General features: G+C 40.0%; 15 protein-coding genes. All 15 read right to left on the bottom strand.

Annotated features, from left to right (window positions below; translation table 11 throughout):
* Positions 1–94 precede the first annotated feature (94 nt).
* The 15 genes from IHV09_RS06280 to ymfI all read right to left on the bottom strand — a co-directional run bounded on the left by IHV09_RS06280 (position 95) and on the right by ymfI (position 16,362).
* Positions 95–529, bottom strand: a complete 435-nt coding sequence (locus IHV09_RS06280) for a RicAFT regulatory complex protein RicA family protein (RefSeq protein ID WP_197127782.1) — start codon at positions 527–529, stop codon at positions 95–97.
* A complete protein-coding gene (gene miaB, locus IHV09_RS06275) occupies positions 529–2,049 on the bottom strand; it encodes a tRNA (N6-isopentenyl adenosine(37)-C2)-methylthiotransferase MiaB (RefSeq protein ID WP_197263865.1) in 1,521 nt (506 codons plus the stop codon). Before miaB ends, IHV09_RS06280 begins: the two co-directional genes overlap by 1 nt.
* A 230-nt stretch (positions 2,050–2,279) precedes the next feature.
* Positions 2,280–3,455: a glycine C-acetyltransferase gene (locus IHV09_RS06270; protein WP_197264146.1), complete on the bottom strand. Its 1,176-nt coding sequence runs from the start codon at positions 3,453–3,455 to the stop codon at positions 2,280–2,282.
* A gap of 24 nt (positions 3,456–3,479) precedes the next feature.
* Positions 3,480–4,520: an L-threonine 3-dehydrogenase gene (tdh, locus tag IHV09_RS06265; RefSeq protein WP_370568930.1), complete on the bottom strand. Its 1,041-nt coding sequence runs from the start codon at positions 4,518–4,520 to the stop codon at positions 3,480–3,482.
* 263 nt (positions 4,521–4,783) lie between these two features.
* Positions 4,784–5,650, bottom strand: a complete 867-nt coding sequence (locus IHV09_RS06260; protein ID WP_137789604.1) for a 2-oxoacid:ferredoxin oxidoreductase subunit beta — start codon at positions 5,648–5,650, stop codon at positions 4,784–4,786.
* 1 nt (position 5,651) lies between these two features.
* A complete protein-coding gene (locus tag IHV09_RS06255; protein ID WP_197127779.1) occupies positions 5,652–7,394 on the bottom strand; it encodes a 2-oxoacid:acceptor oxidoreductase subunit alpha in 1,743 nt (580 codons plus the stop codon).
* A gap of 355 nt (positions 7,395–7,749) precedes the next feature.
* Positions 7,750–8,010, bottom strand: coding sequence for a stage V sporulation protein SpoVS (spoVS, locus tag IHV09_RS06250; protein ID WP_010193268.1), 261 nt, complete (start codon positions 8,008–8,010; stop codon positions 7,750–7,752).
* A gap of 340 nt (positions 8,011–8,350) precedes the next feature.
* A complete protein-coding gene (gene rny, locus IHV09_RS06245; RefSeq protein ID WP_197127778.1) occupies positions 8,351–9,916 on the bottom strand; it encodes a ribonuclease Y in 1,566 nt (521 codons plus the stop codon).
* A gap of 404 nt (positions 9,917–10,320) precedes the next feature.
* Positions 10,321–11,367 carry a recombinase RecA gene (recA, locus tag IHV09_RS06240; RefSeq protein WP_197263864.1) on the bottom strand — a complete coding sequence of 349 codons (1,047 nt, stop codon included), beginning with the start codon at positions 11,365–11,367 and terminating at the stop codon, positions 10,321–10,323.
* Positions 11,368–11,493: 126 nt separating this feature from the next.
* Positions 11,494–12,735: a competence/damage-inducible protein A gene (locus IHV09_RS06235; protein WP_197263863.1), complete on the bottom strand. Its 1,242-nt coding sequence runs from the start codon at positions 12,733–12,735 to the stop codon at positions 11,494–11,496.
* Between the two features lie 154 nt (positions 12,736–12,889).
* Positions 12,890–13,468: a CDP-diacylglycerol--glycerol-3-phosphate 3-phosphatidyltransferase gene (gene pgsA / locus IHV09_RS06230; RefSeq protein ID WP_066393829.1), complete on the bottom strand. Its 579-nt coding sequence runs from the start codon at positions 13,466–13,468 to the stop codon at positions 12,890–12,892.
* A 42-nt stretch (positions 13,469–13,510) separates the two neighbouring features.
* Positions 13,511–14,380, bottom strand: a complete 870-nt coding sequence (locus IHV09_RS06225; protein ID WP_197263862.1) for a helix-turn-helix domain-containing protein — start codon at positions 14,378–14,380, stop codon at positions 13,511–13,513.
* An 18-nt stretch (positions 14,381–14,398) separates the two neighbouring features.
* A complete protein-coding gene (locus IHV09_RS06220; protein ID WP_066393823.1) occupies positions 14,399–15,175 on the bottom strand; it encodes a DUF3388 domain-containing protein in 777 nt (258 codons plus the stop codon).
* Between the two features lie 134 nt (positions 15,176–15,309).
* On the bottom strand, positions 15,310–15,567 hold the full coding sequence (locus IHV09_RS06215; protein ID WP_066393818.1) for a DUF3243 domain-containing protein: 258 nt from the start codon (positions 15,565–15,567) through the stop codon (positions 15,310–15,312).
* 69 nt (positions 15,568–15,636) lie between these two features.
* The gene (gene ymfI / locus IHV09_RS06210) at positions 15,637–16,362 is read right to left on the bottom strand and encodes an elongation factor P 5-aminopentanone reductase (protein ID WP_197263861.1); all 726 of its coding nucleotides are present in this window, start codon (positions 16,360–16,362) and stop codon (positions 15,637–15,639) included.
* Positions 16,363–16,417: the final 55 nt, after the last annotated feature.

The following is a 16,417-nucleotide window of genomic DNA, read 5'->3' as shown; positions in this document are numbered from 1 at the left end:
CCTAATACCTCTATGGGTATGTGCGAAACATCCAATAAACTGGAATGAATCTCAAATAAAAACACGATGTCTACAAAAGACATCGTGTTTATGGTTAGTGACAACCGCAGCCGCCCGGAGAACAGCCTTCTTGAGAACCAGTAGTTCCTTTTAAAAGGTCCCCGCCAGTGGATTCAATGATCTCATCTGTTACTTTGTTCGAGATCGTATGTGAAACCATCTGTAAGATATCATTCACATCACTTTGAGATTGTTTGAACTCTTGTACGACTGGAATGCTATCAAGCTCTGCCATCAGTGCATCGATTTTTTCTTCTACTTCTCTTGATGCTTCATGCTTTTGATAATGTTGAAGATTGACAGCTTGTTTTTGAAGATTCTTAATCTGTCCCATCAATCTTGCTACATTTGAATTTGTATTGATCTGAGCTTCTGCTTTTTTGAAGAATTCTACTTCATCAGTCGTTGCGATCATTTTAGCCAGTTCTTTAGCTTTTCCCAAGATTTCTTCTTTCGTATATGTGCTCATTAGCCTACCACCTCTGATTTTTCTTCTACCCAATCGCCGCCAAGGTTCCATGTTTTAGCATCGGTAATCTGAACTTTGACGATTTCACCTATTAAGTGCTTAGGAGCTTTAAAGTTTACTACTTTGTTGGAACCTGTGTGACCTGTTAGTACATCAGGATTCTTTTTACTTTCTCCTTCAACCAGCACTTCTACGACTTTACCGATATATGCTTTGTTCTTTTCTAATGAGATATCATTCAGCATGGCGTTCAGTCTTTGCAGACGCTCTCGTTTCACTTCCATCGGAACATTGTCTTGCATCTTCGCAGCTGGAGTGCCTTCACGCGGGGAATAGATAAACGTGTAAGCAGCATCATACTGCACTTCTTTTACTAGAGATAAAGTCTCTTGGAATTGTTCTTCCGTCTCATTTGGAAACCCAACAATAATATCCGTAGTTAATGCTACATTCGGCATTGCAACTTTGATCTTGTTTACAAGCTCTATATAATGTTCACGTGTATATTTACGAGCCATTAATTTGAGTACATCGCTGTTTCCGTGTTGGACAGGCAGATGCACATGATCTACAATGTTACCGCCTTTAGCTAGTACTTCAATTAACCGATCATCAAAATCTCGTGGATGACTTGTTGTAAAACGCAGTCTTGGAATATCGATCTTACGGATCTCATCCATTAGATCGCCAAGACCATACTCTAGATCTTCAAAATCTTTGCCGTATGCATTCACGTTCTGACCGAGAAGGGTTACTTCTTTATATCCTTCTCTCGCAAGCTGTCTTACTTCTTCGATGATATCTTGAGGGTAACGGCTTCTTTCTTTTCCTCGCGTGTAAGGAACAATACAATATGTACAGAATTTGTCGCAGCCGTACATAATGTTGACCCAGCCTTTAACGTTTCCTTTACGCTTTCTTGGAAGGTTCTCGACGATATCCCCTTCTTTAGACCAAACTTCAACTACCATCTCTTTTGAGAATAATGCGTTCTCGATGATTTGAGGCAGACGATGAATGTTATGAGTACCAAAGATCATATCGACTTGAGGGTACGTGGAAAGAATACGGTTAACAACAGATTCTTCTTGTGACATGCAGCCACATACTCCAAGAAGTAGATTAGGGTTGTTCGCTTTCGTATGTTTTAAATGTCCCAGTTCACCGAACACTTTGTTCTCTGCATTTTCTCGAATGGCACATGTGTTAAGAAGGATCACATCGGCATCTTCAGTAGAATAAGTGATTTCATAACCCATTTCATTCAGAATTCCTGCCATAACCTCTGTATCATGCTCGTTCATCTGACAGCCATACGTACGAATATAGAACTTTTTACCAACACCAATATTTTTTAAATTTTCCGGAATAGAAAAATCTTTTAATATTTGTACTTGCTCTTTACCACGCTTTTTCGCGTCTTTTAAAGAAGGCGGTGCATACGTAGATTGAAAGTATTGTGAGTAGTCTCTTTCTTTTTCGTTCGTCTTCACTTTTTGATTGTCTTTCGTAATATCCAAGACATATTCACTCCTTATTGCCTTTACTGCTTGGTAATCCGTTCATCTTAAATCTAGTTTTTCATCCAACTGTAACATTATATCAAAAATTGGATTATAGTTAAACTTGTAATCGTTTTAGTTTACATAATAAAATTACGGTTATTAAAAGGTGCCTTTTGGTACGGTCAATAAAAAAAGTTGACCCCAAAAGCTTCCTGATGCGCCTTTAAAGTCAACTTTACACGTATTTAAATGATATTTAATTCTTTTCCTGCTTTTTCAAATGCATCTAATGCAGCTTGAAGCTCCTCTTTCGTGTGCTGAGCAGTCACGATCGTTCGAACACGAGCTTTTCCTTTTGCTACAGTTGGGAATGCGATCCCTTGAGCGAATACCCCGTATTTTAATAACGTATCAGATAGTTTATGCGCAAGCGCGTCATCACCTACAAGTACTGGTGTAATAGGTGTCTCACTAACTCCTGTATTAAACCCTAGTTCTTTTAATCCAGCTTTAAAGAACTTGGTATTCTCCCAAAGTCTTTCCATATGTTCTGGCTCTTCTTCTAAAACGTCGATCGCGGCTGAACTCGCTGCGATAACTGCAGGCGGATGCGATGTGCTGAACAAGAACGGACGACCTTTATGGATCAGGTAGTCTCTTAACGTTTGCGTGCTTGCAATATAACCACCAAGAACACCAATTGCTTTACTTAACGTTCCTACTTGAATATGAACGCGGCCGTTCAAGTTAAAATGGTCGATCGTACCGCGTCCATTTGTACCTAATACACCACTCGCATGTGCGTCGTCTACCATTACGAGGGCATCGTACTTCTCAGCGAGTTCTACGATTCCAGGAAGAGGTGCAATGTTTCCATCCATAGAGAAAACACCGTCAGTTACGACGATTCTTTTTCTAAATTCTTGAGTCTCTTTTAGCGCTGCTTCTAAATCTTCTAGATCAACGTGTTTGTAGATTCTTCTTTTCGCTTTTGTTAAACGAATACCATCAATGATCGAAGCATGGTTTAATTCATCTGAAATAACAACATCTTGATCTGTAAGAATGGCAGAAAGGATACCTTGATTCGTTGAAAAACCAGATTGGAAAACAAGGCACGCCTCTGTGTGCTTAAATTCTGCAAGTTTTTTTTCAAATTCTTCATGCATGGATAGCGTTCCGGCAATCGTACGCACCGAACCAGTACCCACTCCAAATTCTTCAACAGCTTTTAGAGCTGCTTCCTTCATCTTAGGATGACTCGTAAGACCTAAGTAGTTGTTGGAAGAGAGCTGGATCACTTCTTTTCCATTGATTACAACTTTTGATCCTTGCTCTGATTCTAGCGGTACGAGCTTTCTAAACGTACCTTCTTCTTTCATTTGGTCCAATTCTTCTTGCAGGTATTCAAAACCTTTCATCACGATGTTTTGCCCCTTTCAATTTTAAGGAATAAGAACTACTTTTCCACAGTTTCCTTTTATCATTAGATCAAAGCCTTCTTCAAACTTTTCAAGTGGAAGTGTATGAGTAATGATTGTTTCTGGATGCATGCTTCCTGACTGTAAAAGCCCTGAAACTTGTTGCCATGTTTCATACATTTTTCTTCCCGTAATTCCTTGAACAGTAACTCCTTTAAATACTACATCGTTCGTTAGGTCGATCTCAACAGGTTTAACGGGAAGACTTAGGATAGAGACACGACCGCCGTTCGTAATCATCTTGAACCCTTGATCGATCGCAACTGGATGACCGCTCATCTCACAAACAACATCAACACCATTTCCATCCGTTAAACTCATCACTGTTTCAACAGGATCGGTGGATTTAGGATTGATCACTTCTGTCGCACCTATCTTTTTAGCAAGATCTAAACGATAATCGTTAAGATCGATAGCGATTACCTGACTTGCACCTGCTGCTTTTGCAACGTTAACCGCCATCACACCGATCGGTCCGCATCCGATGACAGCCACCGTTTTACCAGCAACATCACCAGCTAACACAGTATGAACAGCATTTCCCATCGGCTCTTGAATCGATCCATGTTCAAACGGCATCTTAGGATCATTTTTCCAAATGTTCTCTGATGGCATTGCTACATATTCTGCAAAACACCCTTGAGTATCAACACCGATGATCTTCGTGTTCTTACAGATATGAAACTGTCCTTTTAGACATTGTGGACAAGAATGACAGACTATATGTGTTTCAGCTGAAACATGATCTCCAACAGAGACATTTGTAACAGCGCTTCCAACTTTTTCAACAACTCCTGAAAACTCATGACCAAATACATATGGTGTTTTCACACGACTCTGTGACCATTCATCCCATGTGTAAATATGGACATCTGTTCCACAGATTGAAGTCGCTTTAACTTTGATCAATACTTCACTTTCATTAATTTCAGGAATATCTACTGTTTCTAATCTAGCTCCATAACCCGCATGATGCTTAACTATTGCTTTCATTTTTCCTTGCACAGAAACACCCCTCACTGTAAACCTTAATAATCAATTCCATAAATAATTGTACATTGATTAAACAACAAGGTAAAGAGCAGTGTCCACCCTACACGGACATTAGCAGATGCCAAAAAAAATTTTAAAATTTTTTTCTTAAAAGCTTTTTTTTGTAAATATAGTGCATACCCATTAGCGTTCATTAAGCTCTTAGGACGTTCGCTTGTTTTTTAGGAAAGATTATAAAAAACCCTTCTCCAAATTTTAAGGAGAAGGGCTTTTTCTTACATGAATTCTGACATCAATTGATTGAACTTTTCTTCGGGTAAGTTCAGATCAACTTTTGCAAGTGCTTCTTTGCTGTATCCATGCGCAAGATCTTGATAAGAAGGTTTTACTTTATCTTGATAGATGATCCCTTTTACAAGACCTTTGTTTTCCATAAGTGTTTGCATAGCCATCATACGGTTTGAAGAATCATAGTCTTCGATCGTGCTTAAAGATACGAGATGCTCTTTAAACCAGTCGTATGTGTTCACTTTATTGTATGTCACACAAGGAGAGAAAACGTTGATCAATGAGAAGCCTTTATGGTTGATACCAGCTTCAATGATGGAAGTTAACTCTTTAAGGTCAGTTGAAAAACTTTGAGCGACAAACGTAGCTCCAGCCGTTAAAGCGAGTTCCATAACTCCGATCGCTGACTCTACAGATCCTTCTGGTGTACTCTTCGTTTTAAAACCAACATCAGATCGAGGTGATGTTTGTCCTTTTGTTAGACCATAGATCTGATTGTCCATAACAATATAAGTAATATCGATGTTTCGTCTGATCGCATGAACAGTATGACCCATTCCGATCGCGAACCCATCTCCATCACCACCTGAAGCGATAACAGTCAGATCACGGTTTGCCATCTTAACACCTTGCGCGATCGGCAATGAACGACCATGGATCCCATGGAACCCATAAGATTTGATATATCCTGAAATACGTCCTGAACAGCCGATTCCTGATACGACAGCAAGGTTATCTGGTTCTAAACCTACATTTGCAGCTGCTCTTTGAATAGCCGCCTGTACAGAGAAATCTCCACATCCTGGACACCAGTTCGGTTTGATGCTGTTACGAAAATCTTTAAATGTAGCCATATTAAACCAGCTCCTTGCATTTCATGACAACTTCTGATGGCAAGAAAGGATTCCCATCATATTTTAACAAGTTTTTAATCTTCTCATGCTGTCCAACATTCATTTTTAAAATGTTCGCCAGCTGTCCTGTCGCGTTGTTCTCGACTACGATTACGTTCTTCGCTTTGTCTATCATAGATCTCATCTCATCGGCAGGGAACGGATGGATCAAACGAATATGAGCATGATTGACTTTTAAGCCGTCTGCTTCTAAACGAGGGATCGCTTCTTCAATCACACCTCGTGTTGAATTGAATCCAACTAAAAGAATATCCGCTTCTTCATGAGGCGCTTGTTTAACAACTGGTACGTTAAAACGCAGATTCTGCAATTTACGCAGTCGTTTATCCATCTGCTTCTGACGATTTGCTGCCACTTCTGAAGGCTTTCCTGTCTCATCATGCTCAACACCCGTGACATGATGTATACCATTCTTCATACCTGGGATTACGCGAGGAGATATACCATCTTCAGTTACTTCATAACGCTTAAAGTACCCATCTTTATCGTCTGTATCTGGAAGCTCTTCTTTTGGATCAAGCTTACCGCGACGAATCTCAACACGGCTGTAATCTAATGGCTCAACCGATTGTTTCCCAAGAGAAAGTTGAAGGTCTGTAAGTAAGATAACAGGAATCTGATATTCTTCTGCAATATTCAATGCCTCAACAGCGTCATAGAATGCTTCTTCAACCGTACTTGGTGCCATAACCACTTTTGGAATCTCACCATGAGTACCATAGATCATCGCCATGAGATCAGATTGCTCTTGTTTTGTAGGCAGCCCCGTGGACGGACCTCCACGCTGTGTGTCTACAACTACTAAAGGAACTTCTGTCATCCCAGATAGACCTAATGCTTCCATCATTAAAGATAGACCTGGTCCTGCTGACGATGTAATCGTACGAACTCCTGCATAGTTCGCTCCGATCGCCATCGTACAAGCGGCAATCTCATCTTCTGTTTGAATGACAGTCCCGCCAAACTCAGGCAGTTTTTTAATCAGGTATTCCATGATCTCAGATGCCGGTGTGATCGGATAAGCGGACATGAACCGTACGCCTCCTGCAACGAATCCTAGAGCAATCGCATCGTTTCCGATCATGAACATTCTCTTCTTGCCATCAGCTTTATTTAATTGAAAACCATCGATCTGGCCACCAGATAATTCATTGAAACGATCAGCGCCTTTTTGGATAGCTTCCATATTCTTTTCTACTACTTTTGCTCCTTTACGAGCAAAAATCTCTTCTACAACTTCTAAATAGCTTTCTACAGGAAGACCTAAAACAGCGCTCGTCGCTCCGATCGCTACCATGTTTTTCATTAGAGATGTGCCAAGTTCACTTGCAATCTCTGTAAATGGTACAGCATATAATCTAACATTAAGGTCCTCAGGAACAGTAGGATTGAATTTTGAATCTCCAATCACAACTCCTCCATCGCGAAGCTCATGTACATTCACATCAATTGTTTCTTGATCGAATGCTATTAAAATATCAAGATCATCAGAGATCGAACGGGTTTCACTCGTGCTTACACGAATTTTATTGTTGGTATGACCGCCTTTAATTCTGGAAGAAAAGTGTCGATAGCTATACAGATAGTAGCCTTGGCGGTTGAGTGCCATCGCAAAAATTTCACCTGTACTATCAATTCCTTCACCTTGCTGTCCGCCAACTTTCCAAGAAAGTTGATCAATCATGTACTCCACCCTTTCAGTAACCCAAACGTTAATTTTTTCAATCAATAGTTTGATTTAGTATGGTTTCATGTTGTGTTGAACGCGCATTATCACGTTTACTTAAATTATGTACTAAACGTCTACAATTCTAGACTTAACTTCATAAAAATGCAAGTATTCGCCTAGTATAATTCAAACTATTACAAAAAAAGTAAATAAATGAAAACGCTTTAATTAAGATGCTTCTCTGTATAAATTCTAGATTTGTTTCCGCATTTCCTTCTACGATTCTCGGCATCCCTTACAAAATGAAAATAAGTCTACAAAACTAAAAACCTGCTTGCTCTATCGAACGAGCAAGCAGGTTTCACTTTAATTAGCGCGGTTCAACAATTAATTTAATGGCCGTTCTTTCTTCCCCATCGATTAAGATATCTGTAAATGCTGGAATACAAATGAGGTCAACTCCGCTCGGTGCTACGAACCCTCGTGCGATAGCTACTGCTTTAACAGCTTGGTTTAATGCACCTGCTCCGATTGCCTGAATTTCAGCGCCTCCACGTTCCCGGAGAACACCAGCAAGTGCACCAGCTACAGAGTTGGGGTTGGATTTTGCTGAAACTTTTAATATTTCCATTGTTTTGAACCTCCTTCAGGATAGATACCTGTTCTACTATATTCATTGATTAAGGCTTGTATTCCTGCCGAAACAAAATTGTGCTTACTCTCTCTATTTTGTTATTTTGTTAAAGCAGCTGCCCTATGAATAAACCCCGGTATTCTAGTACCCTTAACAAACTTCTTTCAAACCATAATGTGGTTTTTTCGGGAAAAAACTGCGATTCACTGTATACGTATACAGCTTTTTATGTGAGCGATTCTCGGTTTACTCCTGCTCAAATTCCACACCTTCTACTAGTTACGAAATTTCTTCATATAAAAAAGCGATGGGATTAATCTCCCACCGCTTTGTTTGTTTATTTTGCGTATTCAACTGCTCGAGTCTCACGAATGACTGTAACTTTAATGTGTCCTGGATAATCCAGTTCACTTTCAATCTTCTTCGTAATATCACGTGCTAGTCGGTATGATGCTACATCATCGATCAGATCCGGTTTAACCATGATACGTATCTCACGGCCTGCTTGTATCGCAAAAGATTTTTCAACACCATCAAATGATTCTGAAATTTCTTCTAACTTTTCAAGTCTGCGTATATACGTTTCAAGTGTTTCACGGCGTGCTCCTGGTCTTGCTGCAGAAAGTGCATCTGCTGCTGCAACTAGAGTAGCTATGATCGAAGTTGCTTCAGTGTCTCCGTGATGAGACGCAATGCTGTTGATGACTACTGGGTGTTCCTTGTACTTCGTAGCAAGTTCCACACCAATGTCAACGTGACTGCCTTCAACTTCATGATCGATCGCCTTACCAATGTCATGAAGCAAACCAGCTCGTCTTGCAAGATGAACGTCTTCTCCTACTTCAGCTGCCATTAATCCAGCTAAGTAAGCCACTTCAGTTGAATGTTTTAGTACGTTTTGACCGTAACTTGTACGATACTTCAAACGCCCAAGAATTTTAATCAAATCAGGATGAAGTCCGTGAACACCAACTTCGAACGTTGTCTGCTCTCCTACTTCGCGGATATACTCATCCACTTCTCGACGTGATTTTTCAACCATCTCTTCAATTCGTGCAGGGTGAATTCTTCCATCCTGTACAAGCTTGTCCAAAGCCATCCGTGCAATTTCACGGCGGATCGGATCAAATCCAGACAGAATAACGGCTTCTGGAGTATCATCAATAATCAAGTCAATTCCAGTTAACGTTTCTAACGTCCTAATGTTTCGCCCTTCACGTCCAATAATTCTTCCCTTCATTTCATCGTTAGGAAGGTTTACTACAGAAACTGTAGTTTCTGCTACGTGATCGGCTGCACAGCGTTGGATAGCTAGGGAAAGAATTTCTTTTGCTTTCTTGTCCGCTTCTTCTTTAGCACGGTTTTCCATCTCTTTTACCATCATCGCCAACTCATGTGTCATCTCGTTCTCAGTTTCCGTCATGATAATTTGGCGGGCTTCATCCCTGGTAATGCTGGAAATGCGCTCAAGCTCTCGCTGTTGTTCTTTCAGCAATTCCTCCACTTTGCTTTCAATCTCTTCAATTTGTCGCTGTTTTTTGGTGAGAGACTCCTCACGTCGCTCTAAAGATTCCTCTTTTTTGTCAAGAGTTTCACTTTTTCTGTCTAGGATCTCTTCTTTTTGAACCAATCGATGTTCTTGTTTTTGAAGCTCGTTTCGACGTTCGCGAATTTCGCGTTCAGCTTCGGTACGTAGCTTATGGATTTCATCTTTTGCTTCTAACAGCGCTTCTTTCTTGCTGGCGTCAGCATCGCGCTTTGCATCTTCAACAATTTGCGCAGCTGCTCGTTCTGCGCTTGAAATCTTCGCTTCAGCAATTGATTTCCTAACAAGATATCCGACAATAGCACCGACACCTAGTGAGACAAGCAAACTGGAGATGAATACTGCTAAACTTGGCATATTCCCACCTCCTCTTGCTTTCTGCTTTTCATACTGCATTTTTGGCGTCAATCGTCTTACATGTGCTGTGCACCATTCATGTCGTACAAATTCTATACATATCTTTTAATTTCATAAGAAATCAAAATATATCTTCATTTTATAGGTGTGCCAAAGGCTTGTCAAGAGAGTCAATCCTCTATAATAATTGGTTGACTTAAAAATAGCAAGGAGCATATTTTGCCTGCAATATTCGCTATTATTGCTGTGGTTATATTAATACACTCGAAAAGGAGTTCACCTCCATCTCCAACTTTTGCTCGTCGCTTGGCTATGAAAATATATCGTTTTAAGCAACCATTCTCTTAAAAATGATCCGTTTAAAGAAAAAAGACCGGTCACACTTGACCAGTCTTCACTCTTGACTATTCTGTTAACTCAAACTCTTCTTCTGCTGAAGGAGCTTCTACTTCAACTGTTGCTTTGCCTTCTAGCTGATAATAGTTGCGGATCTCTGCAACGATTGCTGATGCAATCTCAGGGTTTTCTTTAAGGAATTGCTTAGAGTTCTCACGTCCTTGACCTAAACGTTCGCCTTCGTAAGAATACCAAGCACCACTCTTTTGAACGATATCAATGTCCGAACCGATATCGAGAATCTCACCTTGATATGAAATTCCTTCTCCGTACATAATATCCACTTCAGCCGTTCTAAACGGAGGAGCAACTTTATTTTTTACAACTTTAATCTTTGTTTTATTACCAACAACATCCTGACCTTGTTTCAACTGTTCAGCACGACGTACTTCTAAACGAACGGATGAGTAGAATTTAAGCGCTCTTCCCCCTGGTGTCGTTTCAGGGTTTCCGAACATAACGCCAACTTTTTCACGAATTTGGTTGATAAATACTGCGATGGTTTTCGATTTATTAATGGCACCCGAAAGTTTACGAAGTGCTTGGGACATAAGACGAGCTTGAAGACCAACGTGAGAATCTCCCATTTCCCCTTCAATCTCAGCTTTAGGAACAAGGGCAGCAACGGAGTCAATAATTAAAATATCTACTGCTCCACTTCTTACAAGAGCTTCAGCGATCTCTAGTGCTTGTTCACCTGTATCAGGCTGAGACAACAAGAGCTCATCGATATTCACGCCTAGCTTTTGTGCATATTCAGGATCAAGCGCATGCTCTGCATCAATAAATGCAGCTTGTCCACCATTACGTTGAACTTCTGCGATGGCATGAAGGGCAACAGTTGTTTTACCTGATGATTCAGGACCGTAAACTTCGATAATTCTTCCGCGAGGATATCCACCGATTCCAAGTGCGATGTCCAAAGTGATCGATCCACTGGATACTGTTGAAATTCGCTGTTCGGTTTGTTCACCCAGTTTCATAATAGAACCTTTACCGAACTGCTTTTCAATTTGGCGTAGAGCCATATCTAAAGCTGCTTTTCTATCGCTCATTCAATTCACTCCTCAAATTCATTTTACATGTATTTTTGTTTCATTAATTCTGTTACTTGCTACTTCTCTATCATATCTCTTTTTAGTTCATTTGCCAATCTTTTTGCGAACATTTATTCGATTTTTTTATTGTCCTTCTTTGACCAATTGATTTAAATAGCGAAATCCATGCTTTACTGCTCTTTCACGAATCCCTTTTCTTGATCCTGCAAGTTTTAATGAATATGAATAGGTTTGATCCCCAATTGAAATTCCGATGAACACTGTTCCTGCAGGCTTGTCTTCTTGTCCATCAGGACCCGCAACACCAGTAAAGCTGATGCCGATGTCAGTCTTTGACTGCTTTCTAATCTCCTCTGCCATCCACTCTGCACATTCTGAGCTAACAACACCATGATCTGTGATCAAGTTATGAGGTACTTTAAGCATCGATTGTTTTAATGCGTTTGAATAAACAACGACTCCTCCCTGATAAACGGCAGAAGCACCAGGAAAATCAGTGATGATCTTGCTGAATTGCCCTCCAGTCAAGCTCTCTGCCGAAGCGATCGTCAGCTGATTATTTAGAAGAAGGTCGAAAGTTTGACTCTCTAGCGTTTCATCGTTATATCCATAAAAATAGGAACCTGTACGACTTAATACTTCTTGTTCTACTTCATCTAGCAGTCTCTTCGCCTCAGTTTCTGAAGGGTGAGCTGCAGTTAGCCGAATCGTAACTTCATGTTCAGATGCTAACGGCGCAATAGTAGGATTGCTTTGTTTTTCAATCAAATCTTGAAGCTTCGTTTCTAAGACCGATTCTCCAATACCAAAAAACTTTAATACCCGCGAATGAAACTTAGTCTGTACGTCCATCTTAGAATAAAGATAAGGAATAACATAGTTGTTAAACATCGGTCTCATCTCACTAGGTGGTCCAGGTAGGAGTATACACGTGTTGTTACCATGAGTAAACGCCATTCCCGGCGCCATACCGTTATCGTTTGGCAAGACGACAGATCCTTCTATTATGAGGGCTTGCTTCTTATTGTTGGGTGTCATCTCTCGATTGGTTTGAACAAAATAATTGGTTATATACTCTAACGCAGCTTCGTCATGAACCAATTCCTTCTGAAACAGTTTTGCGATTGTTTCTTTAGTAAGATCGTCTTTTGTTGGTCCTAGACCTCCAGTAAAGATGATCAGATCGGATCTTGTCCGAGCTGTTTGAATGACAGATGAGAGACGGTTTTGATTATCACCCGCTACTGAGTGATAAAAGACGTTCACTCCGATGTCAGCCAGTCCTTTTGAAATAAATTGAGCATTCGTGTTTGCGATCTGTCCTAATAAAAGTTCACTGCCAACTGCTATGATTTCTGCGTTCAACTCATACACGCTCCCTGATTGTATTCTCTGATATCACATCATTCAACTTTAACTATTCTAAGATTCTCTATCTTTTCTTCATGTTTTCTGCAATTTCTACTACAGCTAATAAAAAAACAGGAGTTATCTGCTCCTGTTTTTTCTTCATTCTGGATTACTTTGATTTTAATAGAATATGTTTGCTGTTCACGAAATACTCCCAGCCAGAATATAAGGTAATGAGTGTTGCTGCCCAAAGACTGATCGTTGCAAATGGTAATCCGATCCATGCAAATGGAAGATTATGAAGCAACAATGCGGAGATCGCAATAATTTGAATCCACATCTTCAGCTTGCCCATCTGTCCTGCTGCAATGACCTCGCCTTCTGCTGAAGCAACAGCACGGATGCCTGTAACAGCAAACTCTCGGCTAAGGATAACGATAACCATCCATGCAGGAGCAGCTCCAAGTTCAACTAATCCTACAAGTGCAGCCGAAACGAGTAGCTTGTCTGCTAATGGGTCCAAGAATTTCCCCAAATTCGTAACGAGATTATATTTTCGTGCATAATAGCCGTCAACCCAATCGGTGCTGGATGCAAAGATAAAGATCAGCGCAGCAACAAAATGAGTGACAGGCAATTCTTCACCAGCAATTTTCCAGACTCCCCAATCAAAATCGCCTAAAAGAACGATCATAAAGAGTGGAATTAAAAAAATTCTAGAAATGGTAATCTTATTAGGTAAGTTCAATGAAATTCCTCCAAAATACGGTCAAAATCAATTTTGTTATAACTATTGTTGAGCCTTACGAATCACGATTTTTTGATGAATGAGATCAGTAGCAGGGACAGGATATGTGAATGCTTCCCCATTGATCTTAATAGATGTTACATGAGACGCGCCAATATTTAGTGTTACCTCTTTTGCAGAAGATAGATCAAAAGTTTCTGTTTGACCCTTTTTCATCTGGTTATCGAAATAGCTTTTCTTCGTCTCATCTTGAATACCTACGTAACTAGGACCATTTGCGCTAAGCTCTACAACGAGTTTATCCGTATCTTTCAGATCATAAGTCGTTACTTTTCCAATCGTTTCAAGCTTTGTTAAGGTTTGTTGTTTCACTTCTTCTTTTGGAACTTCAGAATCTTTTTCTTCAGTAGAATCATCTTCTTTGTCTTTTTTTGTTTCTTCTTTTTTCTGTGGTTTGTTTTCATCTGCATCTAATAAAACACCTGGCGCATCATTCCCGCTTTTAGCTTGATCATTCCCATCAGGAAGAAGCTTCCAAACGACAAAGAGAACAACCACGATTAAGATTCCAATAAGTATGATTGGGATCAACCTCTTTAAAAGTGAATGGTCTTCTGATACTCCGGATCTCTCTCTTTTTGAACGGGGTTCGAACTCTGTTGTCGGTTCTTTTGCCGATTTTGGAATCTCATGAGAATATTCATCAAAGATGGTCTCATAATTCAAACCTACAGCTTCGCAATAATTTTTAATAAACGCTCGAGCATAAAACGATCCAGGAAGTACTTCATACTTTCCTTCTTCAATCGCTACTAGATATCGTTTTTGTATCTTTGTCGCTGTTTGAAGTTCTTCGAGTGACATTCCTTTTTCTTCACGTTTTTCTTTTAATAACTTACCGAGTTCTGTCAACCTTCCCACCTACTTACGTCATTCTAAATTTCCGAATCCTGTTTGATCTTGTTTCAGAGCTTCATATGTAATTTCTTCATCACGATGACTTTTTAGCTCGATAATGTAGTCAAAATCATCAAGTGTATATTCCGTTTGCTGAACAAAAAGATCAGGATGTTCCACAACTTTCGCTGCAGGAAGCCTCATGATCTCTCGTATGAGCTGCCAATGCTTATCATTCATATTACGTGCTGAGACTGCACCATCAATAATAAAAACGTGGTCAGAATCGTATTCATCATCCGCTAGCATGCTCCTAACGGTCTGACGCAATAACGTCGATGAAATAAAGACCCAACGTTTATTCGCACAAACACTGGATGCAACGATACTCTCAGTTTTCCCCACACGCGGCATGCCTCTAACGCCGATTAATTTATGTCCTTCAACTTTATATAATTCAGCTAAAAAGTCAACTAATATACCAAGTTCATCTCTAATAAAACGAAACGTTTTCTTATCGTCAGCGTCGCGTTCAATATATCTGCCGTGTCTTACAGCGAGACGATCGCGAAGCTTCGGTTTTCGAAACTTGGTTACTGTAATGTTATCCATTGAATCTAAGATCGATTGAAGCCGGTTAATCTTTTCTTCGTTATCAATGATCAGAAGCATTCCACGTCGCTCGTTATCAACACCGTTAATCGTGACGATGTTAATTCCAAGCATACCTAATAAGGAAGATATATCCCCTAGGAGACCCGGCCGGTTTTTATGTATCTCATACTCTAAATACCATTCTTGCTCTCCCATAATTCATCTCCTTATTCTTTCAAAATGAAACAAAATTCTACATCTATTCTTGTTTCTAATAATAAATGATTTCAATTTATTATGAAAGCAAAATAAAAGGATGTTAAGAAAAAATTCTTAACATCCTTCACCATTTAGCGGCTACCGTCGTTTTGAACTAGCTTTACCATCATGTTAGCGATGGCGTGTCTTTCGTTTTCATCAGCCACTTTCCAAAGATCGGCAAGAACTTTTTCTTCCTCGTTTTTTGGTTCAACGTGGTTCGCTAAGTATCCACCGATCTCCGTTGCTAAGTTCGAGATCGTATCGTGGTTCATACCTTCGTGTTCCGCGTGATTTAAACGCTCTGCCAAGAAATCTTTCCATTGACCAAAGTTGTCTAATACAGACATGCTGTCTCCTCCTTCAAGGTTGATACAGCATTAATATCTCTTAGTTTCACTCTTTTTATACATGTTTTTTTAAGTAAACCACGATCCGTTTATAGAAAGGATGTGACCCGAGATATAGTCTGCCTTTTCGCTCAATAAAAATTCAACAGCATGAGCAACTTCACGTGGTTCTCCAAAACGTCCTGCAGGTATGTCCTCAGTTAACATACGCTTCTCCTCGTCTGAAAACTGATCCATCATTGGCGTCGAGATCACCCCAGGAGAAACACCATTCACTTGAATGTGACTAGGAGCTAATTCTTTTGACAGTGCTTTAACAAACGTATTCAACCCGCCTTTTGCAGCAGAGTATACAGTTTCACACGCAGCACCTACTTCTCCCCAAACAGAAGAGATCATGACGATCTTTCCTGATTTTTTCTGAATCATGTTAGGAACAATGGCTTTTGTTAGTGAGATCGCACTTAAAAGGTGCAACTGCATCGTCTCTGTTATGGATTGTTCAGTAAAATCAGTGAGTAGACCAAATTGAGCAGAACCACAATTAAAAACGAACACATCGATGGGCTCTTGAATTTGATTCAACAATGCTTTTGGTCCTTCTGCTTTAGACAGGTCAGCAGACACGATAAAGACAGGTACTCCGTATTTATCCTTTAATTCTTTCTGCAGCTTTTCTGCTGCACTTAGATTGGTGTTGTAGTGAAGGTATAATCCACAACCATTTGATGCCAACATATGGCTGATCTCGCTCCCGATTGCTCCGGATGCTCCTGTGACAAGCGCATTTTTCAATGTTAATCCCTCATTGCTCTAAAAAAACACCCTACCTCAGCAGGATGTTTTTTTT

Source organism: Fictibacillus sp. 23RED33, from assembly GCF_015903925.1.
GTDB lineage: Bacteria > Bacillota > Bacilli > Bacillales > Fictibacillaceae > Fictibacillus > Fictibacillus phosphorivorans.
This window is presented reverse-complemented; position numbering and strand designations above follow the sequence as displayed.

Excerpts from the sequence above, each read along its gene's own strand:
- IHV09_RS06280 (WP_197127782.1), bottom strand. The coding sequence starts at position 529 with ATGAGCACATATACGAAAGAAGAAATCTTGGGAAAAGCTAAAGAACTG.
- IHV09_RS06270 (WP_197264146.1), bottom strand. The coding sequence starts at position 3,455 with ATGAAAGGTTTTGAATACCTGCAAGAAGAATTGGACCAAATGAAAGAA.
- IHV09_RS06260 (WP_137789604.1), bottom strand. The coding sequence starts at position 5,650 with ATGGCTACATTTAAAGATTTTCGTAACAGCATCAAACCGAACTGGTGT.
- IHV09_RS06255 (WP_197127779.1), bottom strand. The coding sequence starts at position 7,394 with ATGATTGATCAACTTTCTTGGAAAGTTGGCGGACAGCAAGGTGAAGGA.
- spoVS (WP_010193268.1), bottom strand. The coding sequence starts at position 8,010 with ATGGAAATATTAAAAGTTTCAGCAAAATCCAACCCCAACTCTGTAGCT.
- rny (WP_197127778.1), bottom strand. The coding sequence starts at position 9,916 with ATGCCAAGTTTAGCAGTATTCATCTCCAGTTTGCTTGTCTCACTAGGT.
- recA (WP_197263864.1), bottom strand. The coding sequence starts at position 11,367 with ATGAGCGATAGAAAAGCAGCTTTAGATATGGCTCTACGCCAAATTGAA.
- IHV09_RS06220 (WP_066393823.1), bottom strand. The coding sequence starts at position 15,175 with ATGGGAGAGCAAGAATGGTATTTAGAGTATGAGATACATAAAAACCGG.
- IHV09_RS06215 (WP_066393818.1), bottom strand. The coding sequence starts at position 15,567 with ATGTCTGTATTAGACAACTTTGGTCAATGGAAAGATTTCTTGGCAGAG.